The organism is Pseudomonas sp. PONIH3 (assembly GCF_002934345.1).
Taxonomy (GTDB): domain Bacteria; phylum Pseudomonadota; class Gammaproteobacteria; order Pseudomonadales; family Pseudomonadaceae; genus Aquipseudomonas; species Aquipseudomonas soli.
The window spans coordinates 496,026-521,345 of record NZ_CP026386.1 but is presented as its reverse complement, the minus strand read 5'-3'; the positions used below and the strand labels follow the sequence as shown (position 1 = coordinate 521,345).

Annotated in this window: 26 protein-coding genes; 11 read left to right on the top strand and 15 right to left on the bottom strand. The window is 66.0% G+C overall.

Features of this window, described 5'->3' with window-relative positions:
- Nucleotides 1-186: 186 nt before the first annotated feature.
- From cprA to C3F42_RS02320, 5 genes are all read right to left on the bottom strand, one after another.
- On the bottom strand, nucleotides 187-1,344 hold the full coding sequence (gene cprA / locus C3F42_RS02340) for a cationic peptide resistance protein CprA (RefSeq protein ID WP_094012156.1): 1,158 nt from the start codon (nucleotides 1,342-1,344) through the stop codon (nucleotides 187-189).
- A gap of 366 nt (nucleotides 1,345-1,710) precedes the next feature.
- Nucleotides 1,711-2,391 carry a ligase-associated DNA damage response endonuclease PdeM gene (gene pdeM, locus C3F42_RS02335; protein WP_104443915.1) on the bottom strand — a complete coding sequence of 227 codons (681 nt, stop codon included), beginning with the start codon at nucleotides 2,389-2,391 and terminating at the stop codon, nucleotides 1,711-1,713.
- A gap of 4 nt (nucleotides 2,392-2,395) precedes the next feature.
- The gene (locus tag C3F42_RS02330) at nucleotides 2,396-4,990 is read right to left on the bottom strand and encodes a ligase-associated DNA damage response DEXH box helicase (RefSeq protein ID WP_104443914.1); all 2,595 of its coding nucleotides are present in this window, start codon (nucleotides 4,988-4,990) and stop codon (nucleotides 2,396-2,398) included.
- Nucleotides 4,990-6,645 carry an ATP-dependent DNA ligase gene (locus tag C3F42_RS02325; RefSeq protein WP_094012159.1) on the bottom strand — a complete coding sequence of 552 codons (1,656 nt, stop codon included), beginning with the start codon at nucleotides 6,643-6,645 and terminating at the stop codon, nucleotides 4,990-4,992. The genes C3F42_RS02330 and C3F42_RS02325 overlap by 1 nt, the downstream gene beginning before the upstream one ends.
- Nucleotides 6,645-7,655, bottom strand: coding sequence for a ligase-associated DNA damage response exonuclease (locus tag C3F42_RS02320; RefSeq protein WP_094012160.1), 1,011 nt, complete (start codon nucleotides 7,653-7,655; stop codon nucleotides 6,645-6,647). The genes C3F42_RS02325 and C3F42_RS02320 overlap by 1 nt, the downstream gene beginning before the upstream one ends.
- A 173-nt stretch (nucleotides 7,656-7,828) precedes the next feature.
- Between C3F42_RS02320 and C3F42_RS02315 the strand changes: the two genes are divergently transcribed.
- Nucleotides 7,829-8,293, top strand: coding sequence for a hemerythrin domain-containing protein (locus C3F42_RS02315; RefSeq protein ID WP_104443913.1), 465 nt, complete (start codon nucleotides 7,829-7,831; stop codon nucleotides 8,291-8,293).
- Between the two features lie 34 nt (nucleotides 8,294-8,327).
- Here the strand turns inward: C3F42_RS02315 and C3F42_RS02310 are convergent, their stop codons facing one another.
- Nucleotides 8,328-8,831, bottom strand: a complete 504-nt coding sequence (locus C3F42_RS02310; protein ID WP_104443912.1) for a CinA family protein — start codon at nucleotides 8,829-8,831, stop codon at nucleotides 8,328-8,330.
- Between the two features lie 183 nt (nucleotides 8,832-9,014).
- On the opposite strand from C3F42_RS02310, the gene C3F42_RS02305 reads away from it, so the two are divergent.
- Together C3F42_RS02305 and C3F42_RS29565 are read left to right on the top strand one after the other, a co-directional pair.
- Entirely contained in the window at nucleotides 9,015-9,248 is a 234-nt protein-coding gene (locus C3F42_RS02305) for a PLD nuclease N-terminal domain-containing protein (RefSeq protein ID WP_104443911.1), read from the top strand.
- 9 nt (nucleotides 9,249-9,257) lie between these two features.
- Nucleotides 9,258-9,407, top strand: coding sequence for a hypothetical protein (locus tag C3F42_RS29565; protein WP_177410829.1), 150 nt, complete (start codon nucleotides 9,258-9,260; stop codon nucleotides 9,405-9,407).
- A gap of 16 nt (nucleotides 9,408-9,423) precedes the next feature.
- Here the strand turns inward: C3F42_RS29565 and C3F42_RS02300 are convergent, their stop codons facing one another.
- The gene (locus C3F42_RS02300) at nucleotides 9,424-10,254 is read right to left on the bottom strand and encodes an alpha/beta fold hydrolase (protein WP_104443910.1); all 831 of its coding nucleotides are present in this window, start codon (nucleotides 10,252-10,254) and stop codon (nucleotides 9,424-9,426) included.
- Between the two features lie 130 nt (nucleotides 10,255-10,384).
- Between C3F42_RS02300 and C3F42_RS02295 the strand changes: the two genes are divergently transcribed.
- Nucleotides 10,385-10,825, top strand: coding sequence for a MerR family transcriptional regulator (locus C3F42_RS02295; RefSeq protein ID WP_094012164.1), 441 nt, complete (start codon nucleotides 10,385-10,387; stop codon nucleotides 10,823-10,825).
- A gap of 32 nt (nucleotides 10,826-10,857) precedes the next feature.
- Here C3F42_RS02295 and C3F42_RS02290 read toward each other — a convergent pair whose 3' ends face one another.
- Nucleotides 10,858-11,802, bottom strand: a complete 945-nt coding sequence (locus tag C3F42_RS02290) for an acetoacetate decarboxylase (ADC) (RefSeq protein ID WP_104445269.1) — start codon at nucleotides 11,800-11,802, stop codon at nucleotides 10,858-10,860.
- 204 nt (nucleotides 11,803-12,006) lie between these two features.
- On the opposite strand from C3F42_RS02290, the gene C3F42_RS02285 reads away from it, so the two are divergent.
- Nucleotides 12,007-13,233 (top strand): NADH:flavin oxidoreductase/NADH oxidase family protein, encoded by a 1,227-nt coding sequence (locus tag C3F42_RS02285; protein WP_038706086.1) that lies wholly within the window; start codon nucleotides 12,007-12,009, stop codon nucleotides 13,231-13,233.
- A 46-nt stretch (nucleotides 13,234-13,279) separates the two neighbouring features.
- The gene (gene arfB, locus C3F42_RS02280) at nucleotides 13,280-13,693 is read left to right on the top strand and encodes an alternative ribosome rescue aminoacyl-tRNA hydrolase ArfB (RefSeq protein ID WP_023631427.1); all 414 of its coding nucleotides are present in this window, start codon (nucleotides 13,280-13,282) and stop codon (nucleotides 13,691-13,693) included.
- 4 nt (nucleotides 13,694-13,697) lie between these two features.
- Here arfB and C3F42_RS02275 read toward each other — a convergent pair whose 3' ends face one another.
- The 7 genes from C3F42_RS02275 to C3F42_RS02245 all read right to left on the bottom strand — a co-directional run bounded on the left by C3F42_RS02275 (nucleotide 13,698) and on the right by C3F42_RS02245 (nucleotide 19,913).
- Entirely contained in the window at nucleotides 13,698-14,603 is a 906-nt protein-coding gene (locus C3F42_RS02275; RefSeq protein WP_094012165.1) for a MurR/RpiR family transcriptional regulator, read from the bottom strand.
- Between the two features lie 190 nt (nucleotides 14,604-14,793).
- Nucleotides 14,794-15,558, bottom strand: coding sequence for an ABC transporter ATP-binding protein (locus tag C3F42_RS02270; RefSeq protein WP_104443909.1), 765 nt, complete (start codon nucleotides 15,556-15,558; stop codon nucleotides 14,794-14,796).
- A gap of 19 nt (nucleotides 15,559-15,577) precedes the next feature.
- A complete protein-coding gene (locus C3F42_RS02265) occupies nucleotides 15,578-16,690 on the bottom strand; it encodes a succinylglutamate desuccinylase/aspartoacylase family protein (protein WP_104443908.1) in 1,113 nt (370 codons plus the stop codon).
- 9 nt (nucleotides 16,691-16,699) lie between these two features.
- Complete coding sequence (locus tag C3F42_RS02260; RefSeq protein WP_038706090.1) at nucleotides 16,700-17,398, bottom strand: ABC transporter permease; 699 nt, start codon at nucleotides 17,396-17,398, stop codon at nucleotides 16,700-16,702.
- A gap of 12 nt (nucleotides 17,399-17,410) precedes the next feature.
- Nucleotides 17,411-18,100 carry an ABC transporter permease gene (locus C3F42_RS02255; protein WP_104443907.1) on the bottom strand — a complete coding sequence of 230 codons (690 nt, stop codon included), beginning with the start codon at nucleotides 18,098-18,100 and terminating at the stop codon, nucleotides 17,411-17,413.
- A 24-nt stretch (nucleotides 18,101-18,124) separates the two neighbouring features.
- Nucleotides 18,125-18,901 (bottom strand): ABC transporter substrate-binding protein, encoded by a 777-nt coding sequence (locus C3F42_RS02250; RefSeq protein ID WP_038706091.1) that lies wholly within the window; start codon nucleotides 18,899-18,901, stop codon nucleotides 18,125-18,127.
- Nucleotides 18,902-19,112: 211 nt separating this feature from the next.
- Nucleotides 19,113-19,913, bottom strand: a complete 801-nt coding sequence (locus C3F42_RS02245; protein ID WP_104443906.1) for an NAD(P)H-dependent oxidoreductase — start codon at nucleotides 19,911-19,913, stop codon at nucleotides 19,113-19,115.
- A gap of 84 nt (nucleotides 19,914-19,997) precedes the next feature.
- Here C3F42_RS02245 and C3F42_RS02240 point away from each other — a divergent pair, with 84 nt between their 5' ends.
- The 5 genes from C3F42_RS02240 to C3F42_RS02220 all read left to right on the top strand — a co-directional run bounded on the left by C3F42_RS02240 (nucleotide 19,998) and on the right by C3F42_RS02220 (nucleotide 25,303).
- Entirely contained in the window at nucleotides 19,998-20,909 is a 912-nt protein-coding gene (locus C3F42_RS02240; protein ID WP_104443905.1) for a LysR family transcriptional regulator, read from the top strand.
- Nucleotides 20,910-21,031: 122 nt separating this feature from the next.
- Nucleotides 21,032-21,538 (top strand): AAA family ATPase, encoded by a 507-nt coding sequence (locus C3F42_RS02235; RefSeq protein ID WP_104443904.1) that lies wholly within the window; start codon nucleotides 21,032-21,034, stop codon nucleotides 21,536-21,538.
- A 482-nt stretch (nucleotides 21,539-22,020) separates the two neighbouring features.
- Complete coding sequence (locus C3F42_RS02230; protein WP_104445268.1) at nucleotides 22,021-24,000, top strand: cytochrome D1 domain-containing protein; 1,980 nt, start codon at nucleotides 22,021-22,023, stop codon at nucleotides 23,998-24,000.
- Nucleotides 23,997-24,650, top strand: a complete 654-nt coding sequence (locus tag C3F42_RS02225; protein ID WP_038706092.1) for an SCO family protein — start codon at nucleotides 23,997-23,999, stop codon at nucleotides 24,648-24,650. Before C3F42_RS02230 ends, C3F42_RS02225 begins: the two co-directional genes overlap by 4 nt.
- The gene (locus C3F42_RS02220; RefSeq protein WP_104443903.1) at nucleotides 24,647-25,303 is read left to right on the top strand and encodes an SCO family protein; all 657 of its coding nucleotides are present in this window, start codon (nucleotides 24,647-24,649) and stop codon (nucleotides 25,301-25,303) included. The genes C3F42_RS02225 and C3F42_RS02220 overlap by 4 nt, the downstream gene beginning before the upstream one ends.
- Nucleotides 25,304-25,320 lie beyond the last annotated feature (17 nt).

Here is a 25,320-nt window from a genome sequence, read left to right as displayed (position 1 = left end):
CAGGTAGGTGTCTTGCCTGGGACTGCCAGGGTTTTGCTTCAGGCTGCCAAGTTGTCCATCGCGTCCAACACCGTAGGCATACGGCGGCAGCATGACCTCCACGGGAGAAGTGGTGATCATGCGCCTCATGAATATGTTAAGTAAATCACCCTCTGTGGTTGCTTGCCTGTAGACGCCAAATGGCGCTTACTTGAAATCCCACTGCATCTGCGTGGCGATGCTCACACCGCTGGACGACTTGACGCAGACGTCCAGGTAGTCGGTGAAGCGTGGCGGCATGGCAATGCCTTCTTCCAGCAGGCGGCTGTTGTCGAACAGGTAGTTGAGGTCGGCGAAGCCGCTGTACAGGCGCAGTGCGCGCAGCACCAGCCGTGGGTTGGCCGGGCCGATGCGGGTTTCGAAATGGCTGGCGAGCGATTTGAGGTCGTCCGCCTCGACCTTGCGATAGCGCTCGCCCACCGGCTCCGCGCCATTGGCCAAGGCGAAGGCCTGGTCGATCTCGGCGAAAGTGCAGGCCGAATGATGGCCGGCGGAGATATGGTAGAGGTCATGACCCAGGAGTGGCTTGAGCGCCAGGCCGATCAGCGCCTCGGCGCAGTAGTCCACCGGGATCACGTCGATCTGCTCGTCCAGGCCGCAGGTGAAGCTTTCCAGGGCGAAGCCCATGCGGAACACCCAGAAGATGCTGCCCGAGGCCTGGCAGCCGAGGCTGCGGTGGCCGACCACGATGGATGGCCGCGCCACCACCAGCGGCAGGCTGGGCAGCTCTTCACGCATGCGCCGTTCGATCTCTGCCTTCGAGGCGGTGTAGTCCACCAGTTGCTGCGCGGCCTCGGGGAACTCCCACGATTCGCTGATCGGCGACTCGCGCTGCGGGCCGCAGCACATGGCGGTGCCGACGTGGAGGAAACGCTTGAGACGACTTGAGCGGCTCAGCACCTGGGCAAAGGCGTAGGTGCCCTCGACGTTTACCGGCCAGATATTGGGGTTCTTCGAGAACGAGGCCACGGCGGCGCAGTTGATCACCCGGTCGACCTGCATCAGGCGCGGGGTCTCGCGAGCCAGCCAGGCAGTGTCGAGGAAGTCGCCGCAGAGGATCTGCGCTTCGCTCAGGGCCTGGCTCTGGCTGTCGCCGACACCGTGCTGGCGCAGGTTGTCGCGCAGGCGTTGCAGGCCCTGCGCCGGGTTGTCGGCGCGAACGAGGAAGCACAGGGCCTCGGCATGCCCTTCGGCGATCATCTGTGCGGCGACGGCGCCACCGAGAAAACCTGTGGCACCGGTCAGCAGAATACGCTCCTGGGCTGGACACGGGAGGGTGGGCGTATGAATGGCGGGGGTGTTCATAGGTTTCCTCGGCAAGTAATTTGCCAGTGCTTCATTCTTTGGAATGGGTGTGAAAGTTACGTGAAAAGTTTGCTCGTGCGACTAATTCAAGTCCGGAGCTATTGGGTTTTTGATAAACATGGCGTGAGCCGATATCACCTCGGAAAGCGCGTCGCATGGGAATCATGGCCCTGCACCGCGCAGGCAGATAGCGGCGAAGAGCAGGGCGGCGAGTTATTGTCTGGCGGGGCGAGGGTTATTTCAATTAACTGTTGGGACGGTTATGCAGGTTTTTGGTGAAACAATTTTAATGGGCCATGAGCAGGTGTAAGCAGCTGTATCGAATGTGTAAATATATTTAAATTTGCATGCGGTTAATTGTTCGTATCACTTCAATTGTTCGGGCACTTCCCAGATCCCTCCATCACCGATGACATAGACCCGCTGACCCGTTCCCGGCTGCAGCGTCATCGCGCCGGTGAAGCTGCCGAACGACGGCAACAAGGTCAGGTGCTCGCCGACCAGGAAACAAGGCAGGCGCACCTGTTGGCGGCCACGGCCGCGCAGGCGGTACGCCGGATGCACATGGCCCGCCAGTACATGCCGCTGCGGGTGCGTGCAGGGCTCGTGGTGCAGGGCGAACGGGCCGAGCGCCAGCGGCTCGGCCACCACCTCGATGCCCAGCCCGGCCGGCGGATCACCGGCATGCCGGTCATGGTTGCCACGCACCAAAGTGATGGGCAGCGCCGCATGGCGGGTGCGCCACTCGGCAAGGGCCGCCAGGGTTTGCGGGGTCCTGCCTTTGGCGCTGTGCAGGAAGTCGCCGAGAAATACCAGGTGCTGGCAGGCAAAGCGCTGCAGCAGGGCATCCAGGCGCTGCAGGTTGCAGGCGGTGGTGCCACTGGGCACCGGCTGGCCCAGTGCCCGGTAGCCGGCGGCCTTGCCCAGATGCAGGTCGGCGATCAGCAGGGTCCGCCGCTCTGACCACCATAGGGCTTTTTCCGCCAGCAGGCAGAGTTCGGTGCCGGCCACCTTTACGCTGATGTGCGAAGGAGGGGGGCTGGCCATGGCCTCAGGACCGCTGCCTGGCCGGGCGTGGCCGGCCGTCCTTGCTGCGCCTGGCCTTGCGCGCGCGGCCAGGTTCACGCGTGTCATCCTCGACCATCAGCGTGGTCAGCGGCGCAGGCTCCTGTGCCCCGGCACCTGCGGCCTGCTCCAGGTCGCTGACCATGCGCCGGATCCGGTCGGCGAGTTTTTCCGAGCTGAGGCTCTCGCGAAAGCGCTCGACCATCAGCGGAAAGGCGAACGGTGTGGCGCGCCTGATGCTCCGCAGTTGCAGCGGCAGAGGCTGCAAGCGCTGCAGGGTCTGGCGCAGGCGTTGCACATCCAGTTCCTGGCTCAGCACCTCCTGGCGGGCCTGGGTCAGCAGCAGGTTGTCCGGGTCGTGCTGCCTGAACACATCGAAGTACAGCCCGCTGGAAGCCTGCAACTGGCGCGTGCTCTTCGGCGCACCGGGGTAGCCGGTGAACACCAGCCCGGCGATCCGGGCGATCTCGCGAAAGCGCCGGCGCGCCAACTCGCCGGCATTGAGGCTGGCCAGTACCTCGGGCAGCAGGTCTTGGCTGTCGAACAGCGCCGGGGTCAGGGCACCGGCGTAGTCGATGGCGCTGGCGCACAGCAGTTCCAGGCCGTAGTCGTTGACCGCGATGGAGAAACTCAGCGGCGTATCCCGGGCCAGGCGCCAGGCCAGCAAGCTGGCCAGGCCCAAGTGCACCGAGCGCCCGGCGAATGGATAGAGAAACAGGTGCCAGCCCTCGCGGGACTTCAGGGTCTCGGCCAGCAGGACGTTTTTGCCGGGCAGCGCCGACCAGGCTTTCTGCACCTCCAGCAACGGGCGCAGCAGGCGCATTTCCGGGCCTTGGTACATCCCTTGGTCCGCCGCGTCCAGCTCGGCCAGCATCGCTTCGGCCAGTTCGCCCGAGAGCGGCATGCGCCCGCCGTTCCAGCGCGGGATCGCGGCCTTGCGGTCGCTGGCGCGGCGCACGTAGACGGTCATGTCGCGCACTTCCACCAGCTCAAGCGTGCGGCCAGCGAACAGGAAGTGGTCGCCCGGGCGCAGGCGGGCGATGAAGCCTTCCTCGACGCTGCCCAGCGATCCGCTGCCGCCGCGGGCCCAGAACTTCACGGTCAGGCTGGCATCGCTGACCAGGGTGCCGATGCTCATGCGGTGACGGCGTGCCAGGCGTGCGTCGGGCACCCGCCAGCGGCCTTCGGCGTCCGGCTCGGCGCGGCGGAAATCGGGGTAGGCCGTGAGCGAGAGACCGCCGTGGCGGTTGAACGCCAGAGCCCATGCCCATTGCGTCTCGCTCAGGTCGCGGTACGACCAGGCGCTGCGCACTTCGGCGAGCATGTCCTGGGCATCAAAGCCATCGCCGAGGGCCATGCTCACCAGGTGCTGGACCAGCACATCCAGTGGCCGCTCGGGGGCCTGGCGCGCCTCGACCTTGCCTTGCGCCACCGCCCTGCGTGCCGCCGCCGCCTCCAGCAGCTCAAGGCTGTGGGTCGGTACCAGCGTGGCACGCGAGGGCCGGCCCGGGGCGTGGCCGGAGCGCCCGGCGCGCTGCATCAGGCGCGCCACCCCCTTGGCCGAACCGACCTGCAGTACACGCTCCACGGGCAGGAAGTCCACGCCAAGGTCCAGACTTGAAGTGCACACCACTGCCTTCAGCTGGCCTTTCTTCAAGGCCAGCTCCACCCAGTCGCGCACCTCGCGTGACAGCGAGCCATGGTGCAGTGCCAGCAGCCCGGCCCAGTCGGGCCGCGCCTGCAGCAGTGCCTGGTACCAGGTCTCCGCCTGCGAGCGGGTGTTGGTGAACACCAGCGTGGTGGCGCTGCCCTCCAGTTGTTCGACGACTTGCCCGAGCATGCGCAGGCCCAGGTGCCCGGCCCAGGGGAAGCGTTCGATGGCGGCCGGCAGCAAGGTGTCGATGCGCAGGTCCTTGGCGTCATGCCCCTGCACCAGGCGGCCCGCCGGCATCAGCACTTGCCGGGCATGTTCCAGGTTGCCCAGCGTGGCCGAAAGCGCCCAGACCATAAGCGACGGCTGCCAAGAGCGCAGGCGGGCGAGGGCCAGTTGCAACTGCACGCCCCGTTTGTTGCCGAGCAACTCGTGCCATTCGTCCACCACCAGCATGCGCAGGCCGGCGAACGCCTCGCGCGCATTGGCCTGGGTCAGCAGCAGGGTCAGGCTTTCCGGTGTGGTGACCAGGGCGCTGGGCAGGCGCCGTGCCTGGCGGGCGCGTTCGGCGCTGCCGGTGTCACCAGTGCGCAGGCCGATGCTCCAGGCGATCCCCAGGTCATCCAGGGGGGCCTGCAGCGCCCTGGCCGTATCGGTGGCCAGGGCACGCATGGGGGTGATCCACAGCACGGTCAGCGGCGCCATTGCAGGCTTGCCGCGACCTGCTGACGTGGGCAGGGAGGCACACTGCCCGGCAAAACGATCCAGCGCGGCGAACCACACGGCATAGGTCTTGCCGGCGCCGGTGGCGGCGTGCAGCAGCCCCGATTCGCCGTCGGCCACGGCTTGCCAGACGGCCTTCTGGAAGCTGAACGGCTTCCAGCCGCGCTCGGCGAACCAGCGGCTGGAGGGCTGGCGGCGCTTGACCATCAAAGCAGCCCCTGCAAGGTGGCCAGCGTGTCGGCCTGCTCGATGGTCTTGTCGGTGCGCCAGCGCAGCATGCGTGGGAAACGCACCGCGATGCCGCTCTTGTGGCGCTTGGACAGGGCGATGCCTTCGAAGCCCAGTTCGAACACCAGGGTCGGCGTGACGCTGCGTACCGGGCCGAACTTGTCCACCGTGGTCCTGCGCACGATGGCGTCGACCTTGCGCATCTCTTCGTCGGTGAGGCCGGAGTAGGCCTTGGCGAAGGGCACCAGCACCCGCTCGCCGGGGGCACTATCGTCCCATACCGCGAAGGTGTAGTCGCTGTACAGGCTGGCACGCCGGCCATGGCCGCGCTGGGCATAGATCAGCACCGCATCGATGCTGAACGGGTCGATCTTCCATTTCCACCACAGCCCCAGGTCTCGGGTACGGCCCACGCCGTACAGCGAGTCACGGCGCTTGAGCATCATGCCCTCGACACCCAGCTGGCGCGAGGCCTCGCGCTGGCGGGCGAGCGCCTGCCAGTCGTCGCCGGTCACGCGCGGCGACAGGCGCAGGCGCGCATCGCCGATGCTACCGACCAGCGCCTCGAGCTGTGCCCGACGCTGGTCCTGGCTGCGGCTGCGCCAGTCTTCGCCTTGCCACTCCAGCAGGTCGTAGGCCAGCAGCGCCGCCGGCAACTCGTCCAGCAGCTTCTTGCCCAAGGTCTTGCGGCCGATGCGTTGCTGCAGCAGGGCGAACGGCTGGACGCCAAATGCCTGTTCGTCGCTGTCGGGTGGCGCCTTCCAGATCACCAGCTCGCCATCGAGCACGGTGCCGTCGGGCAGCGCGGCGGCGAGTTGCGCAAGCTCGGGAAAGCGCTCGGTGATCAGCTCCTCCCCCCGCGACCACAGCCAGGCACGCCCATCGCGTTTCACCAGCTGGGCGCGGATACCGTCCCACTTCCATTCCACCAGCCACTGCTGGGGCGGGCCGAGCACCGCGTCGAAGCGCTCGAGCGGCTCCTGCAGCGGGTGCGCCAGGAAGAACGGGTAGGGCTGGCCGCCGCGCTGGGCATGTTCCTCGGCCGACTCCTGGGCGATCAACGCCAGGTAGCGCTGGGGCGTCGGCTGGTGCGCAAGGTCGGTGTAGCCGACCATGCGCTGCGCCACGCGCTTGGCGTCGACCCCGGCCAACGCGGCCAGGGCGCGGGTCACCAGCAGCTTCGAGACGCCGACGCGAAAACCACCGGTGAGCAGCTTGAGGCTGACCATCAGGCTTTGCCGGTCGAGCCGCGTCCACAGCGCCTGCAAACGCGGCGCCAGTTCCTCGGGGGGCAGGCCGCGCAACGGCAGCAGTTGCTCCAGCCACCACTGCAAACTTTCATCCGCGACCTGGGTCGACTCTGGCAGCAACAGCGAAAGGGTTTCGGCGAAATCGCCGACGGCCTGGTAGCTCTCCTCGAACAACCACTCGGGCAGGCCGCACAGGCGGATCGCCAGGTCGCGCAGCACACGGGTCGGCACTACTTGGCGGGGGCGCCCGCCAGCGAGGAAGTACACCGCCCAGGCGGCATCGGCTGGTGGTGCGTCGGCCAGGTAGTCCTGCAGCGCGGCAAGCTTGGCATTGCTCGAGGTGGTGGCATCGAGCCGGGCGTAGAGTTCGGCGAAGGCTCTCATCAGTTGGTCGGCTCCAGGCTATCGTCTTCCTCGCCGTACTCGGTCTGGAAGGCTCGGGCATCAAGGCCGCGTTCGGTCAGGTAGCGAACCAGCACATTGACCTGGCCGTGAGTGACCATCACCCGCTCGGCGCCGCTCTGCTCGATGGCCCAGAGCAGGCCGGGCCAGTCGGCGTGGTCGGAGAGCACGAAGCCGCGATCGACGCCGCGCCGACGCCGCGCCCCACGCAGCAGCATCCAGCCGCTGGCGAAGGCGTCACTGTAGTCGCCGAAGCGGCGCATCCAGGTGCTGCCCCCCGCCGAGGGCGGGGCGAGGACCAGCGCCTGGCGCAGCAATGGGTCGCCCTTGCTGGTCGCCGTGGCGGGCAGGGTTTCCGGCAGGCGCACACCGGCGGCACGGTAGACCTGGTTCAGCGGCTCCACCGCGCCGTGCACCAGCACCGGGCCGATGCTGGCATCTATGCCATGGAGAATCCGCTGGGCCTTGCCGAAGGCATAGGCGAACAGCACGCTTGGACGCCCGGCGGCGGCATTGGCGCGCCACCAGGCGTCGATGTCGGCGAAAATGCAGGCCTGGTCTTGCCAACGGTAGATCGGCAGGCCGAAGGTCGATTCGCTGATGAAGGTGTGGCAGCGCACCGGTTCGAAGGCTTCGCAGGTGCCGTCCGGCCCGACCTTGTAGTCGCCGGAGGCGACCCACACCTCGCCGCGGTATGCCAGGCGTACCTGGGCCGAGCCGAGCACATGGCCGGCGGGGTGAAAGCTCAGGGTTACGCCGTGGTGCTCCAGCGGCGTGCCGTAGGGCAGGGTCTGCAGGTCGATGTCCTCGCCCAGGCGGGCGCGCAGTATCCCGGCGCCGGGCGTCGCGGCGAGGTAGTGGCGATTGCCGCGCCGGGCATGGTCGCCGTGGGCGTGGGTGATCACCGCCCGGTCGACCGGCCGCCAGGGGTCGATGTAGAAATCACCGGGTGGGCAATAAAGCCCTTCGGGACGCGCGACGATCAGCTCCATGGCTCACCTTGGCCGAGGGGGTTAACAGCTCAGAGCCTGGCAAGGCGTGGCAGGTTCATTGTTCGTTGCAATCACTTTGCCGCTTCGTAACCGTTCATCGTCGCCGTCGAACACCGCGTCAAAGCGTGGCTCCACTGGAGGCAATGCTGAATTCATAACCGACGAGGCCCGCCATGAATGCAATCGAATTGCTGGTACAAGACCACAAGACCGTGAAAAAGCTGCTCGACGAGCTGTCGGCCACCACCGAGCGCGCGGTGAAGACGCGTGGTGAGCTGCTTGCGCGCATCGAGCAGGAGTTGAAGGTCCATACCGAGCTCGAGGAGCGCATCCTCTACCCGGCCATCAAGCAGGCCGGTGGCCGGGAGGAGGAGAAAATGTACCACGAGGCCAAGGAGGAACACCGCACGGTGGACGCGTTGGTCCTGCCCGACCTGCTCGGCACTGCAACCGACACGGTCGAGTTCGCCGGACGGGTCAAGGTGATGAAGGAGTTGCTCGAGCACCATATCGAGGAAGAAGAGAGCGAGCTGTTCCCGACCGCAAGAAAACTGCTTGGCAAACAGGCGCTGGATGAGATGGGGCAGGCCATGCAGGCGCACAAGAAACTGCTCGGAGCCGGGCATTCCGCAGCCTGACTCGTGTGCCGGGCGAGGTCATTGCAGAAGGTCCTCAAGCGCGCTCGCCGCGCAGCCAGCGTTGGTGGTAATGCGCCAGTCGCGCCAGGCCATGCAGCGCGCCTTGGCGCATCACGTCGGGGCGCTCGCCAAAGAAGCGTTGGGTGCAGGTGAACACCGCCATCGGTTCGCCGGCAAAGGCCCAGGCAAAACACAGGGTGCCTGGGGATATACCGGATTCGGGGGAGGGGCCGGCAACCCCGGTGGTGGCGATGGCGACACTGGCCTGGCTGTCGCGCAGTGCGCCGCGGGCCATTTCCCAGGCCACCGCCTCGCTGGTCAAGCCGAATCGTTCGATGGTCTGCGGGTCGACCCCGAGCAGCCGCTGCTTGGCGTGCGCAGAGTAGACCACGTAGCCGCTCTCCAGTACCTCCCCGGTGCCGGGCACCCCGGCCAGTAACGCCACCATGGCGCCTGCGGTGCAGGATTCGGCGGTGGTCAGTAGAAGGTGATTCTGCTTGAGATAGGCGAGGGCGGCGTGCACCGGGTCTTGTCGCATCGGCATGACTCACTGAGCTGTTGAGTGATGGACGCCTACGCCTGCGGTTTGGTTCAGCGCCACTGCGCGGCGCCCGTCCATCTACGGCGCGGGATCCGCGCTGAACTTTGTCGGCGCCCGGGAATTCCTCTGTTCAAGGCCGCCGTGTCCATCTCCGGATCGGCGTCAGGAAGAGGATCGATCATGAGTGACCCCGTGACGTATTTCTGGATTGCCTTGGTGGCGATCCTCCTGCTGGTCGACCTGTGGGCGATCATCAGCGTGTTTCGCAGCGACAAGTCCGATGGCGTGAAGGTCTTGTGGTCGCTGCTGCTGGTGGTGTTCCCCGTGGTCGGGCTGGCCATCTGGGGTGTCGCCGGTCCGCGAGGCATCAAGCGTGGCACCGGACCGACTTCACCCGAACACAGCAAAGGTTAGGAGAAACGCATGAAACAGCAGGAGGATCGTCGCCCGCGCGAATCTGCGGGCGAAGCCGAGCGCGACAACGACGCCCATCGGCCAGACGGCTCCACCGACACCCGGCATGACTCGACGGCGCAGAAGACCGCGCGCGGCAAGGGCCGGCGCCAGGGCTGAGCGCCGGCCCGGCCTGTCAGCTACGGAAGAAGGCGAGCAGGTCTTGGTTGATCACGTCAGCGTGGGTGGTGGGCATGCCATGGGGGTAGCCCTTGTAGGTCTTCAGGGTGCCTTTGGCCAGCAACTTGGCCGACAGTGGCCCCGAATTGTCGTAGGGCACGATCTGGTCATCGTCGCCATGCATCACCAGCACCGGCACCGTTACCTTTTTCAGCGACTCGGTGAAGTCGGTCTGGGAGAACGCGACGATGCCGTCGTAGTGCGCCAGGGCGCCGCCCATCATGCCCTGGCGCCACCAGTTGAGGATCACCCCCTGGTCCGCCTTGGCACCGGGACGGTTGTAGCCGTAGAACGGCCCCGCCGGGATATCTTGGTAGAACTGCGCGCGGTTGACCTTGAGCTGGGCCTGGAGGTCGTCGAACACCGATTTGGGCAGCCCGCCGGGGTTGCTGTCGGTCTGGACCATCAACGGCGGCACGGCGGCGATGATGGCGGCCTTGGGCACCTTGTCCTCGGGATGGCGAGCCATGTAGTGGATCACCTCGCCACCGCCAGTGGAGTGCCCGACATGGAACGCCCCCTCGACCCCCAGGTGCTTGACCACCGCCGCCACGTCGTCGGCGTAGTGGTCCATGTCGTGGCCGTCCCAGACCTGGCTCGAACGGCCATGGCCACGGCGGTCATGGGCGACCACGCGGTAGCCTTCGGCGACGAAGAACAGCAGTTGCGCGTCCCAGTCGTCGGCGCTGAGCGGCCAGCCGTGATGGAAGAAGATCACCTGGGCGTCCCGGGGGCCCCAGTCCTTGTAGAAGATCTCGAGTCCTTCCGGGGTTGTGACGTATGCCATTTCGCGTCTCCTGATTCTAGGGTGTGGAACGAGCTTTGCGGCGAAGGCGGGCCATTGAGGGTTCACTGGCCACCGGACAACTCTAGGATTAAAGTGCACTTCAAGGTCAATGCAATTGCAAAGGTGCTGCATGAGAATAGGAGAGCTGGCCAAGCTCACGGGCCTGGCCCCGTCGCGTATCCGCTTCTACGAGGCCAGTGGGCTGATCAGCTCGGTCGAGCGCAAGGCCAATGGCTACCGCGACTACGATGCCGATGCCGTATGGGTGCTGGAGATGATCACCAACGCCCAGGCTGCCGGGTTTTCGCTGGAGGAGATCCGCCGCTTGCTGCCGGCCAAGGCCAAGGGCTGGCAGCACGATGAACTGCTGGGCGGGCTCAGGCGCAAGGTCGAGGAGATCGAGCGCCTGCAGGAGCGTCTGGCACGCAACAAGGCGCAGCTGCTGCTGGTGATCGAGGGCATCGAGAGCAAGCCCGAAGGCATGCAGTGCGTGGACAACTCGCAGCGGGTGCTGGAGCGGCTGCGTGAGGAAATGGTCCAGGAAAAGGCGCGGCGGGGAGCGGACCTGTAGCAGCGCCGCTGCCACAGGGTGCCTGCGTCGTTTCAATCAAGCGCCGCCAATGGTTTGGGCGCATACAGCGCGCTCTGGAACTCGGGCACATACTCATACTTGACCATCCGTCCCAGCTGCAGCTCATGGATATAGCGCGACAGCTCGCCATCACCCAGTACCAGTTCCGCTGAATCAGCCTGCATGCTCGAGGCATGGCTGACCTGCCGCGAGGTGGCGTAGCCAAAGGCCAGGCGGCCCTGGTGATCGAGGTTGGTGAAGCTGTTGGTCACAAGGCCTGGCTCGTGGGACAGCCCGTCGAGCTTCCTGGCCCTGAACACTACGTCCACCTTGCCGGACCTCGCATCGACGATATCGTAGGTCACAGCCTGGGCGTCCTCGCGCCGGTCGATCCCGGTCAGCCACTTGGGCAGGTTGTAGCCCACCACGCCGCGCACCCGTGCCAGCTCGGTGTTGACCGGCAACTTGAGCACATAGCCCCAGAAATCCTTGGCCATCGACTGCCCGACCAGAGAGAAGGGCCCGAGGTTCGCCTTGCCGGGTTTGTTGGTAATGATCGACACGGCAACCTCGTTGTAGCTGTCGTTGTCGCAGTAGTCGTAGGTGTAGGCAGTGAACGCCACCAGGCCGCGCCCAGGCCAGACCTGCAGGGGCTGCACCTGCTCCAGCACGGCGGCGGGCATCAGCGCCCGCAGGCGTTCGAGATCGGCGGTGTAGACGGCGGTGACACGGCTGTTGCGGTAGTAGAAGTTTGGCGAGTACGACTCGAACCCCATGTCGACCCGGGTTTTCTCCAGGCTCTTGAACCAGCTCAGGTCAATGTCCGGCGCCTCGGCCTGGATCACCGCCAGCGGCGGGTTGGAGCGGTAGCGGTCGTACAGCCCGCCCTTGAGCACCGGCACCGGGTGCCCGGCGATGTCAATCTGCGTGGTGGCGGCTTGCTCAGGAAGGCCGTTGGCGGCGTGGGTGACGGGCATCAGCAGGGCGCCGGCCAGGGCGGTGGCGGTTCCGAGGTTCACGGTGCGGTATCTCCAGGGTGGATGATGTCGGGGCTGCGTAATCACCCTAACGTTCAACCCAACTTGAGAGTCAATGCCGATTTTTTGGCCGGTTCAGGGCTTGACCTTAAAGTTGACTTTAAAGCTAACGTCTGCGGCACGAACTTTGTTGAGGTAACGCCGATGGACGTGTTCTCCCCCCTGACCCTGCCCAATGGCGCGGTCATCCCCAACCGCATCGCCAAGGCTGCCATGGAAGAAAACATGGCCGACGCCAACCATGCGCCCTCCGACCGACTGATGCGCTTGTACGAGGCATGGGCGCAGGGTGGCGCCGGCCTGCTCATCAGCGGCAACGTCATGGTCGACAACCGCGCCATGACCGGCCCCGGTGGTGTGGTGCTGGAAGATGACCGGCACCTGGAGCGTTTTCGCCAGTGGGCCGCCATCGGCCGCTCGAAGGGCGCGCAGTTCTGGTTGCAGATCAACCACCCCGGCCGGCAGATGCCCGCGAGTCTGGGCCAGGAAACCTGGGGCCCGTCGGCCGTGGCGCTGGACCTGGGCAGTATGTCCAGGCATTTTTCCACGCCGCGGGCGATGACCCACGAAGTGATCGAGGATGTGATCCGCCGCTTCGCCAACACCGCGCGGCTGGGGGAGCAGGCGGGCTTCAGTGGGGTGGAAATCCACGCGGCCCATGGCTACCTGATCAGCCAGTTCCTTTCGCCCCTGAGCAACCAGCGCACCGACCAGTGGGGCGGCACTTTGGAAAATCGTGCGCGACTGCTGCTGGAGGTGGTCAAGGCGGTGCGTGCAGTGGTGTCACCCGGCTTCGCGGTGGCCGTCAAGCTCAACTCGGCGGACTTCCAGCGTGGCGGCTTCAGCGCAGACGATGCGCGGCAGGTGGTGGTCCTGCTCAATGAGCTGGCGGTCGACCTGGTGGAGCTGTCCGGTGGCAGCTACGAAGCCCCGGCGATGCAGGGCCAGGCCCGGGATGGCCGCACGCTGGCGCGGGAGGCGTACTTCCTTGAATTTGCCCGGGACATCCGCACGGTGGCGAAGATGCCGGTAATGGTCACTGGCGGCATCCGCCGCCGACCAGTCGCCGAGCAGGTGGTGCACAGCGGCGTCGACATGGTCGGTATCGGGACCGCGCTGGCCATTGCGCCGGCCTTGCCCCGTGACTGGCAGGCGGGGGAGGAGGCGGTGCCGGAACTGCGCCCGATCACCTGGAAGAACAAGGCGCTGGCCTCGCTGGGCAACATGGCCATGGTCAAGTTCCAGCTGCGCAGGCTGAGCGAAGCCAAGGCGCCCGATCCCCAGGTGGCGCCCTGGTGGGCGCTGCTGCGCCAGCAATTGAGTGACGCCGCCCGTGCCAGGCAGTACCGGCGGCACATGGCGCGGCAGTAAAGGCAAGGAGATGTGATAATGGCCGGGCAATCACAAGAGGCACACCATGCTGACCATCTCCAACAACGTTCATCTGCCGGATGCCGAGATCGAGCTGAGCTACATTCGCGCGCAGGGCGCCGGTGGCCAGAACGTCAACAAGGTCTCCAGCGCCGTGCACTTGCGCTTCGACATCCAGGCATCGTCACTGCCGGCATTCTACAAGGAGCGGCTGCTGGCATTGCGTGACAGCCGCATCACCGCCGACGGCGTGCTGATCATCAAGGCCCAGCAGTACCGCACCCAGGAACAGAACCGCGCGGACGCCCTGGCGCGCCTGGCCGAGCTGATCATCGGCGCCGCCAAGGTCGAGAAGAAGCGCCGGCCGACCAAGCCGACCCTGGGCTCGAAGACCCGGCGCCTCGACACGAAATCCAGGCGCGGTTCGATCAAGGCAGGGCGCGGCAAGGTGGACTTCTAGGCGACTACGGTTTCAGCGTCTTGCCGCTTGGCACGTGCAGGTAGGACATCACGCTTTCGGTCAGCTCCGTGGCCAGTTTCACCGCCTCCTTGTTGCGTGCCATGACCCCGGCCACCAGCCCTTCGATCAATGCGAGCACCGCCATGTTGGAGCTGGTCAGCACCGGATGATCGGCGGGTGCGTACAACACATGGTGGGCCATGGGCGCCAGCGGCGAGGCGGGTGAGTCGGTGATCGCCAGTACCGTGGCGTTGCGTTCCTGGGCGAACCGCGACAGCTGCAGGGTGTCCTGCGAATAGCGGGGCAGGGCGATGGCCAGCAGCACGTCCTGCTCGGTGATCGCCGCCAGGCGGTAGGCGGCATTCTCGTTGCCACCTTCCATGCTGATGGCACAGGTGTCCCTGCAGAACGGCACCAGGGTCGAGGCGGCCAGCCCGGCCAGGTAGACGCTGTTGCCGAAGCCCAGCACATAGACCTTGCGCGCTTCGAGCAGGCAGCCGACGAACGCCTCGAAGGTGTCGGCCTGGTTGTTGCTGGCGGTGGTCGCCAGGTTGCTGCTGGCGCACTGGATCTGTTCGTGCAGGCCAAAGTCGCCGGCTGGGCGCAGGGCAAGTTCGTTACGCAGCTTGTCCACCGGCGAAACCATCTGTTGCAGGGTGCTCACCAGCTCGGCCTTCATGCCGCTGTAACCGCCCAGGTCCAGGGCCTTGGCCAGGCGATTGACCGCCGCCGGCGAGGTCGCGGTGGCCTGGGCCATGTCCTCGATGGTCAGCGTCGCGGCCTTCAGCGGGTGGCGCAGGATGTACTCGGCGACCTTGCGCAGCGACGGTGGCAGTTCGGCCAGGCTCTCCGACAGCTTGCGCATGACCGGCGCGGCGTAGACGGTGGTGTTCTTGGTATGGCTCGACATCCGGCGCGAAGCTCCCTGTGAATTGCCGCTAGTGTGGTGTTTTGCAAATACGACCAATAACTCGCGAGCGATTTTTGCGCTCAGGCGAGGAGCGACAACGCCGCATGAGTGCAAAAAGCGCCGCGAGTTATGGTCGTTATTTGTGAAACACCCTAGTGTATCCGAAGGCGCTCCGCGGAGCGCCTTGGGGTTACTTCAAGCTGCCGGCGAGGAACTGGCGCAGGCGCTCGGACTGCGGCCGCGCCAGCACCTCGCGTGGGTCGCCGCGTTCCTCGGCCAGGCCCTGGTGGAGGAACAGCAGCTGGTTGGACACCTCGCGGGCAAAGCCCATCTCGTGAGTGACCACGACCATGGTCCGGCCCTCCTGGGCCAGGTCCTGCATGACCTTGAGCACATCGCCGACCAGTTCCGGGTCGAGCGCCGAAGTCGGCTCGTCGAACAGCATCACCTCGGGCTCCATGGCCAGTGCCCGGGCAATGGCCACGCGCTGCTGCTCGCCTCCGGACATGTGCGCCGGGTAGGCGTCGCGGCGGTGGCTGACGCCGACCTTGGCCAGGTAGTGCTCGGCTTTCTCGCGGGCCTCCTTGCGGTTCATGCCGAGCACGTGCACCGGGGCTTCCATGACGTTGTCCAGGGCGCTCATGTGCGCCCACAGGTTGAAGTGCTGGAAGACCATGCTCAGCCGCGCCCGCAGGCGCTGCAACTGGCGTGGGTCCGCCGCCCGCAGCCCGCCGCGGGGACACTCGCGCAGCTTGAGCTGTTCGCCGTTGACCAGGATCTGTCCGGCGCTGGGTTGTTCGAGCAGATTGATGCAGCGCAGGAAGGTGCTCTTGCCCGAGCCGCTGGAGCCGATGATGCTGATCACGTCGCCAGCATCGGCCTGCAACGAAACGCCCTTGAGCACCTGGTGGTTGCCGTAGCTTTTGTGCAACTCGTGGATATGCAGTTTGTTCATCAGACGGTACTCGCAGGGTTCAGTCGCTGAGCAGGCGACCTTGGCGGATGGAGGTGCTGCCGGCGACCTTGGCCAGCCACAGGCCGGGCTGGGCGAAGCGCAGGCGTTCACGGGCGTAGAGGATGCCGTCGGTGGTGGCCCTGACCACGCTGTGGCGGTCGCTGAGCGGGTCGAGCACTTCGAACAGCGGATCGCCCACGCGCACCTGCGCGCCCAGTGGCTGCAGGTAGCTGACCACGCCCGGGTGCTCGGCGTAGGCGTATTGCGCGCCGGCGAAGGGCGTGGGTTGGCAGCAGTTTTCCGGAGCGGCCGGCCACGGGCCGCGGATCATCCCCTGGTCGGCGAGGTAGCCGAGGATCTGCTCGGCGCTGGCCTGGCATTGCTCGCGTTCGGTGTCGGCCATGCCGCGCAACTCGATGGTGGTCGCCACGCAGGCCAGGGGAATCTCGGCCTCGGGGAAGTACTCGCGCAGGTGCAGCCAGGGCGCGGCGCAGGCTTCGTCGAAAGCATCGCCACCGGCGCCTTCGGCCAGCAGCGCCGCTTGCGCGCCGAGGCGGGCCGCCAACGGACGCAACTGCGCCCAGTGCTGCGGCATGGCGTACAGCAGCATCACCGATTCGAAATCGCAGTGCAGGTCCAGCACCAGGTCGGCGTCGCAGGCGTGGCGCAGCAGCAGGCGGCGCAGGCCATCGAGCTCCGAGTGCGGCGCGGGCAGTTCGTCGAGGAGTTCGAGCATGGCCTGGCGGATGGTCGTGACGTTGGCCTGGGCATCGCCGCCCAGGCGGCCTTCCAGGTGCGCGGCCAGCGCTTCGGTCAGCGCCGGGAAATCGCGATTGAAGTTCTTGCCGCTGTTGAACTCGAAACGGCCCTGGTGGGTGGCCTGGAACATCTGGCCGATACCGATCGGGTTGGCCAGGGGCACCAGTTCGATCACCGCGTCCAGCCGGCCCTGCGCCTCGAGCTCCAGCAACCTGCGCTTGAGTTCGATGGCCACGCGCATCCCGGGCAGTTCATCGGCGTGCAGCGAAGCCTGGATATAGGCCTTGCGCGGGCCGCTGCCAAAGCGCAGCACGCGCAGCGAACGCTCGGTGCCGCAGGCGCTCCAGGGCAGGGTATGGTCAATGTGCTGCATGAAAGCTCCTTAGTGCTTGCGCGGGGCCAGGTATGCCAGCCAGTGGCGCTCGGCCAGCTTGAACAGGCGCACCAGCATGAACGTCAGGGCCAGGTAGATCAGCCCGGCGGTGATGAAGGCCTCGAAAGGCAGGTAGTAGCGTGCGTTGAAGGTCTTTGCCGCGCCGGTGATGTCCACCAGGGTGACGATCGACGCCAGGCTGGTGGTCTGCAGCATCATCAGCACCTCGTTGCTGTACTGCGGCAGGGCGCGGCGCAAGGCCGAAGGCAGCAGGATGCGCCGGTACAGCGTCAGGCGTGACATGCCCATGGCACGGGCGGCCTCGACCTCGCCCCGGGGCGTCGAGCGCAGGCTCCCTGCCAGCAGCTCGGCGCTGTAGGCGCTGGTGTTGATGGCGAAGGCAAGGCAGGTGCAGAAGGTCGCGCTGGACAGATACGGCCACAGCGGGCTCTGGCGCACGGCCTCGAACTGGGCCAGGCCGTAGTACACCAGGAACAGCTGCACCAGCATCGGCGTGCCGCGGATCACGTAGGTGTAGAGCCAGGCGGGGTAGCGCAGCAGGCAGGTGCGCGAGACACGCATCAGCGCCAGGGGGATCGCCAGCGCCAGGCCGCAGGCCAGCGAAATCAGCAGCACCTTGAGGGTCAGGGCAACGCCGTTCAGGTACAGCGGCAGGTTCTGCCAGATCAGTTGATAGTCGAGCGTCATCGGGCAGCTCCCCTAGAGTTCGGCGGCTTTGAAGCCGACCGAGTAACGTTGTTCCACGCCGCGCAACAGCAGCAGCGACACACTGGTCAGCAGCAGGTACAGCGCGGCCACGGCGAGGAAGAAGGTGAACGGCTGGTGGGTGGCGTCGGCGGCGTTCTTGGCCTTGAACATCATGTCCTGCAGGCCAATCACCGAGATCAGCGCGGTGGACTTGGTCAGCACCAGCCAGTTGTTGGTGAAGCCCGGCAACGCCAGGCGCACCATCTGCGGCAGGCTGATCCGCCAGAACACTTGCAGGCCGCTCATGCCGTAGGCGGCGCCGGCCTCGGCCTGGCCCTTGGGGATCGCCAGGAAGGCGCCGCGAAAGGTCTCCGAGAGGTAGGCGCCGAAGATGAAGCCCATGGTGCATACCCCGGCAACAAACGGGTTGATGTCGATGTACTGTTGGTAGCCCAGCGCCAGTGCCAGGCGATTGACCAGGTCCTGGCCGCCATAGAACACCAGCAGGATCAGCACCAGGTCGGGGATGCCGCGTACCACCGTGGCATAGACCTCCCCCAGTCCCGCCAGCCATCGCAACGGTGACAAGCGGCAGGCCGCACCGAACAGGCCCAGGCCGATGGCCAATGCCATCGCCAGCAGTGCCAGGCTGACGCTCAGCCAGGCTCCATCGAGAATGCTCGATCCATAGCCATGAAGCATGATGAAAACCCTCGTCAGCCGGCGTTACTGGCCGTAGATGTCGAACGGGAAGTACTTGCGCTGCACCTGCTGGTAGGTGCCGTTGGCGCGGATCGCGGCGATGGCGGCGTTGAGCCGCGCGAGGTTGGCGCTGTCGCCCTTGCGCACGGCAATCCCGGCGCCGCGGCCGAAATAGTGCGGGTCTCCGATGTCCGGGCCGACCAGGGCGAAGCCTTGGCCCGCCGGGGTCTTGATGAAGCTCTCCTCGGTGTTGACGATATCGGCGAGGGTGGCGTCCAGGCGCCCGGAAACCAGGTCGAGGAAGGCTTCGTTCTGCGAGGCGTAGCGCACGATCTCGACGCCCGCCGGTTCCAGTTGTTCGGTGGCGAAGCGGTCGTAGGTCGAGGCGCGCTGCACGCCCACTTTGCGGCCCTTGAGGTCCACCGCCGGGGTGTCCAGGCGGCTGCCGGCCTTCATCGCGAACTTGCCGGGGGTGTGGTAGTACTTGTCGGTGAAATCGACCGATTTCAAGCGATCCTCGGTGATCGACATCGACGACAGCACGGCGTCTATCTTGCGTACCTTCAGCGACGGGATCATGCCGTCGAACTCCTGGATCACCCACTGACACTTGACCTGCATCTGCGCGCACAGCGCGTTGCCGATGTCGTAGTCAAAGCCGGCGAGCTCACCTTCTGGGGTGCGGTAGGAGAAGGGCGGGTAGGCGGCCTCGATGCCGATGCGCAGGCTGGCGTCGTCGGCCTGGGCGAAGGCGCTGCAGGCACAGAGTGCCAGCGCGCCGAGAAGTCCTGTCTTGTTCATGTTCTTGACTCCGGTGGGTGGGGCGTACCGTCCAGGGCCTTGCTTGGGAGGGGCCTGGGCACGGAGAAGAACATGACATTAAATATTTCATTATGCAATACAGTGAAAATAATTGTGTCGGTGCGACTGGCTGATGATGCTCAAGCGCTATCGGGAGCCGGGCAACCAGGTGTTCGGCGTCAGAGCTGCGGCGGACACCTGGTGTCTCTCGCTAGACCGCTGTTGCCAGTACGTCGTCGGCAACATGCACGCCTAATCCGTCCCGACCAGGTGCAAGCTCTGGCCGCAGGGTCAACGCCGGAATCGCATAATCCCCGCCGTTCTGCCGCCGGAACGGGATGGGCGCATCACTCCACAAGCCATCGAGCCGCTGGCCCAGCGCCCCACAGGCTGCCGCGAAGCCCGAGTCGTCGACCCGGCTGGTGCGATACACCGCAAACGGCGGCAGCACCTCGAACCCCGGGTAGAACAGGATGCCGTGCTGGATGGGAAACAGGATGTCGTCGAGCGGGCCGTTGATGCCGCGCTCGCTGTAATGCGAGGCCCAACCGCCCATGCTGACCATCAGCATGGCGCGCTTGCCCGCCATCCGGCCCTCGCCATAGCGATCTCCCCAGTGCCGGTCGGAGTGCTCGCCGACGCCGTAGGCGAAGCCATAGGCGTACACGCGCTCGACCCAGCCCTTGAGGATCGCTGGCAGGCCGAACCACCAGAGAGGAAACTGCAGGATCACCGCGTCGGCCCACTGCAGCTTGGCCTGCTCGGCGACGATGTCGGCCGCCTGGGTGCCTTCGGCGAACGCCCGGCGCGAGGCGTCGGAGGGGTTGAAGCGCTCGCCGGCGGGGTGTTCAACGCTGTCGTCGGCGTCCAGCACAGCCTTGAACTTCATGGCATAGAGGTCCGAGACCTGGACATGGTGACCCTGGCCTTCGAGGTGGCGGACGGCGAAGTCCTTGAGGGCGGCATTGAGCGAGCGGGGTTCGGGATGGGCGTAGACGATCAGGATGTTCATGGTCGGGCTCCGGTAGGGGATGGTCAAAGCATGCGGATACCCTGCATATTGTTGAAATGAATAGATTGAATTGCAGGTATTGCCATGCATGATTCCTTGCGAAGTCTGGACCTGAACCTGCTGGTTACCCTCGACGCGTTGCTCGCCGAGCTCAACGTCACCCGCGCCGCCGAACGCCTGCACCTCGCCCAACCGACGGTCAGCGTGCAGCTGGCACGACTGCGTGATGCGCTGGGCGATCCGTTGCTGTTGCCGGGTGCCCGCGGCATGCGCCCGACCGCCCGCGCCCTGGCGCTTCGTGGGCCGTTGAGCCAGGCCCTGGAGGCGCTACGCCTGGCCATCGCCGCCGAGCGACCATTCGACCCGTCCCAGGCACAACTGACCTGGCGGGTGGCCGCGACCGATTACACCGAAGCGACCATCTTGCGCCCTGCGCTGGGCCCACTGCGTGCGGCCGCCCCCGGCACGCGCCTGGCGATCGTCGACATGAACCCGCCGACGCTGGTGCGCAAGGCCGAGCAGGGCGAGCTGGACCTGGCTTTCCACATAGCCATCGATGCGCCGCCCGGTTTGCGCCAGCGCCCGTTGTTCGCTGACCGCTACGTGCTGGCCGGGCGCGCCGATCATCCGCGACTCAGGCGCAGGCCGACGCTCAAGCAGTTCTGCGCGCTGGAGCATGTGATCGTCTCACCCGATGGCGGTGGCTTCAGCGGCCCCACCGACGACGCCCTGGCCAAACAGGGCCTGGCGCGCAACGTAGTGCTGTCGGTACCGCGTTTCTCGGGTCTTGCGGCCATGCTGGTCGATAGCGACCTGGTGGCCATGCTGCCGCAGCGCCTGGTGGCCGGGAACCCGGCTCTCGCGGTGGTGGAGGCACCCCTGGCGGTGCCGGGCTTCGAGATGCTGATGCTGTGGCCGGAGCGGGTGCACCGCGATCCTGCGCATCAGTGGTTGCGCGAGCATCTGGGCCGGGGGGTATCGATCGCGTTGCGATAGGCGCAGGGCGCGGCCAGCATCGCCGCGAGCGAGGCCAGTACGCCGATCAGGAATACCACGGGTACCCCGCCCATCTCGACAGGGACATGGTCGCCCGGCATCCACTCATTCAAGGACAGTCAATGCTCATCGTCTTCAGCGGCTTGCCCGCTACCGGGAAAAGCACCATCGCCAAGCACCTGGCCGCAAGGTTCGGTGCGGTCTATCTACGTATCGACACCCTCGAGCAAGCCCTTCGACGTTACGGCGAGCTAGCCGGGGAGGTCGGGCGTAGCGGCTACCTTGCGGCCTTTGAACTGGCGCTCGACAACCTGCGACTTGGTCGCACGGTGATCGCCGACTGTGTCAATCCCGTGGCCGAGAGCCGGGCGGCCTGGCGCGATGTGGCGACACGGGCAGGCGTTCGGTTGGTGGATGTCCTGGTGATTTGTTCCGATAAGGTTGAGCACCGGCGCAGAGTCGAGCGCCGTGAGCCCGATATTCCGGGCTTGACGCCTCCGACCTGGGCGTCGGTGGTGAATCATGAGTACGAGTCGTGGGAAGAGGAGCCGTTTACAGTCGACACTGCCTTGATCTCTTCGGAGGAGGCTGCACGGCTGATCGGTGAATGGTGTGTTTGCGGCGGATGAGTGTGGAGAGTCGAGGGTCCTGTGTATGTCTACATTAGTGGTGAATTAGCAATAATTACATACTACGTGGTACGTAATTTGGTTGCCCGGAGACAGAGAGCGCGTGGTGGGCACCAAGTGTTCGCATGAACCCTTGCAGCGCCTATGAGACCGAGCGCCGCCCGCGCGGCGCTCGGTCTCGAGAGCGCTGCAAAACTGTCGTCTTACATCTGGCTGCCCTGACGCGGTCATTCCCACCCTGAAACATCAGACTTAACCGGTCTCCCGGCTCTATGCTGGTACTGGCCTGAAAGAGGGGGCGCAAAGCGCCCCCGTGTTTGGGGCAGCCTCCCCAATATCTTCCACTTGTTTCTCCAACACTCTGATTCCAAACAATTTTATTGATGGCATAACGCTTGCTTCCACCCTCCACAGAACCCGTGAGTCCTGTGGAGGTGCAGCATGATCATTCCCCTCGAAGGCGCTACCCCATGCGTGCCGGCATGAACCGCAAGCTTCGCCCTGCATACCTGGGCTTGCTGCTGGGCACCGCGCTGATCGGCCTCGGCGTGGCCTACGAAAAGCTCTGGTGCGACCCCCGCGAACTGCTGCAGGAAGCCGCCGATCCCCAGGCCCTGCACACCCTCAGCCGCGACGGCGTCACCGTGGAGTTCGAGGCGCGGCCCCTGGTCGGCGGCGAACTGCGCGAGGGCGACTTTGCCAATATCCGTTTCAAGGTCAGCGACCAGAGCAGTGGCCAGCCGCTGTCGGGCATGGCCCCCGGCGCCTGGCTCGACCCTGCGCAGTCGGCACCGGTCGGTGACCGCGACAGCAGCTGCAAGGCGCGCGTGGCACTGTTTCTCAAGAGCAGCATCGGCGCTCGCCCTTTGCTCGACCTGAACAGCTACTTCCTGCTGGTGCTGAACAAGGATGCCAGCCTGACGGTGATCGACCCGACCGTGTCGGTGGGTGGGGTCACCAGCACGCTGGCGCGCATCGACCTTCCGGGGCGCCCCATGGACTGGGTGGCCAGCGGCGATGACAAGCAGGTGTTCGTGTCCATGCCCGAGCGTAACCAGGTGGCCTTGATCGACACCGAGACATTTACCCGCGTGGCCACCCTCGAGGCCGGCGAGCAGCCGCTGCGGGTGGCGCTGCAACCGGACCAGCGCCTGCTGTGGGTGGGCAACAACAGCCATGACCCGGCCAAGGGCGGGGTGACGGTGATCGATGTGCCCAGCCGCACCACGCTCAAGTCGTTCGCCACCGGCTCCGGCCACCACGAGATCGCCTTCAGCGCCGACTCGCGCTTTGTCTTCGTCAGCAACCGCGATGGCGGCACCCTGAGCGTCATCGACACCGCGCAGATGCGCCTGGTGAAGACCCTCGAGGTCGGCCCGCACCCGTTGTCGGTGGCCTATTCGCCGCTGTCGCAGGCGGTGTACGTGGTCGATGGCCAGGAGGGCACGGTGCGGGTGATCGACGCCCGCAGCCACACCCTGCGCCACATGGTCAAGGCCGAACAGGGCCTGGGGCCGATGCGCTTCAGCCAGGATGGTCGTTACGGCGTGGTGCTCAACACCCTGGAGAACCAGGCGCTGGTGATCGATGCCAGTACCGATCAGCTGCTCCATCGCATCCCGGTGGCAGCCGAGCCGTACCAACTGACCTTCACCAAAGCCTACGCCTATGTGCGTGGGCTGGCTTCGCCGAAGGTGAGCATGATCAACCTGGCGAGCCTCGGGCAGGGGCGCGAGCCGATTGTCCAGGGCTTCGAGGCTGGCCCGGCGGCGCCGCGCCAGGCCGGCGACCTGCCGTTGGCCCAGGGGGTGAGCATTTCCCGCGACGACAATGCGGTGTTCGTGGTCAACCCGGTGGACAACACTACCTACTTCTATGCCGAGGGCATGAACGCGCCGATGTCGGGCTATAACAACCGCGGCCACCAGGCCCGCGCCGCGCTGGTCATCGACCGCAGCCTGCGCGAGCTGGCGCCCGGCGTGTACGGCTCGACGGTGAAGCTGCCGGCCTCCGGCACCTTCGATGTGGCGTTCCTGCTCAACCAGCCGCAGATCATCCACTGCTTCAGCACCGATGTCGCGGCGTTGCCGCAGTCGGGAAGGGCCAAGCGGGCCCACGCCGAGTTCATCGGCACCGACCAGCCGCTGCTGCAGCACACCCCGTACCTGGCCAGGGTGCGTATTGTCGGCGAGGACGGCAAGCCGCGCCTGGGGCTTGGCGACCTGAGCCTGCGCTACTTCCTGGCGCCTTCGTCGCTGCCGCGCAACGTGGCGCTGGTCGAAGTGGGCGAGGGGCTCTACCAGGCGCCGCTGGAGCTTGCCGAGGCCGGCGCCTGGTACCTGCACGTGCAGTCGCCGAGCCTAGGGCGTGCCTTCACCGAAGAAAACTACACCAGCCTGCGCGTCCTGCCGGCCGCAGCAGAGCCCACCGCTTCCCAAGGGGAACCCAGGAGTGTGCGATGAACCGTCTGCATGGTGGAAAACTGCTGGGCCTGAGCCTGCTGCTGGCCAGCAACCTGGCGCTGGCCCACGCCGGCCACGATCACGGCGGCGCTCCCGAGCAACCGCCGGCCGCTCACCAGGAGAAAGCCAGCGTGCGCTTCGCCGATGTGGCGCTGCTCGACCAGGATGGCATGCCGGTGCGCCTGGAAAAGGACTTGGTTGGCGATCATCTGGTGGTCATGGGTTTCATCTACACCAGTTGCACCACGGTGTGCCCGGTGGTGTCTTCGATCATGAGCAAGGTCCAGCAGCAACTGGGCGGGCGAGTGGGCGAAGAGATCCGCCTGGTGTCGATCAGCGTCGATCCACAGCGTGACGACTCCAGGCGCCTGGCCGGCTACGCCCGGGCATTCCAGCACGGGCCGGGGTGGAGCTGGCTGACCGGTTCACCCTACGCCATCAGCGAAACGCTCAAGGGGCTCGGCAGTTTCAGCGCCAACCTCAGCGAACACCCGCCATTGATCCTGGTGGGTGACGGGCGCAGCGGGCACTGGACGCGTTTCTACGGCTTCACTGACCCCAGCGTGCTGATCGGCGAGGTCAACCGCCTGAGCGCGCGCCGGGTGCATGCCAAGAGCACGGCCATCGCCGGCCAGGAGGCACAGCCATGAGCGCCCACACTTCCCGCCATGCCAGCATGCGCAGTCTCGACTGGCTGGTGCTCGGCGTCTGCCTGTGGATCCTCGCCTCGGTGGCGTTCGCCCACGAAGGCCATGCGCCGACGCCACAACCGGCGCCGCAGACCATGACCAGCGGCGGTGGCACCCGCGATGCGCAGACCTGGTTCACCGACACCGTGCTCAAGGACCAGGATGGCCGCGAGCTGCGTTTCTACAGCGATGTGCTCAAGAACAAGGTGGTGATGCTCAACGTGATCTTCACCCACTGCAACGATGCCTGCCCGCTGATCACTCGCAAATTGCGCGAGGTGCGCGAGGCCATGGGGCCGGCACTGGCGGCGCAAGTGACGTTCGTGTCGCTGAGCAGCGACCCTCTGAACGACACGCCAGAGGTGCTCAAGGCGTTTGCGCAGAAGCAGGGGGTGGATGGGCCGAACTGGCTGTTCCTGACCGGCGACAAGGCCAGTGTCGATCTGGTACTGGGGCGGTTGGGCCAGTTCCTGCCCAGCCCCGAGCAGCACTCGACGCAGTTGATTGCCGGTGACGTGGCGGGCAAGCGCTGGAGCAAGATTCGCCCGGACGCGCCGCCTGCAGCGATCGCCCAGCGCATGCAACTGCTGGTACAGCCGTTGGCGGGGCGCTGACATCATGACCGCCGCTC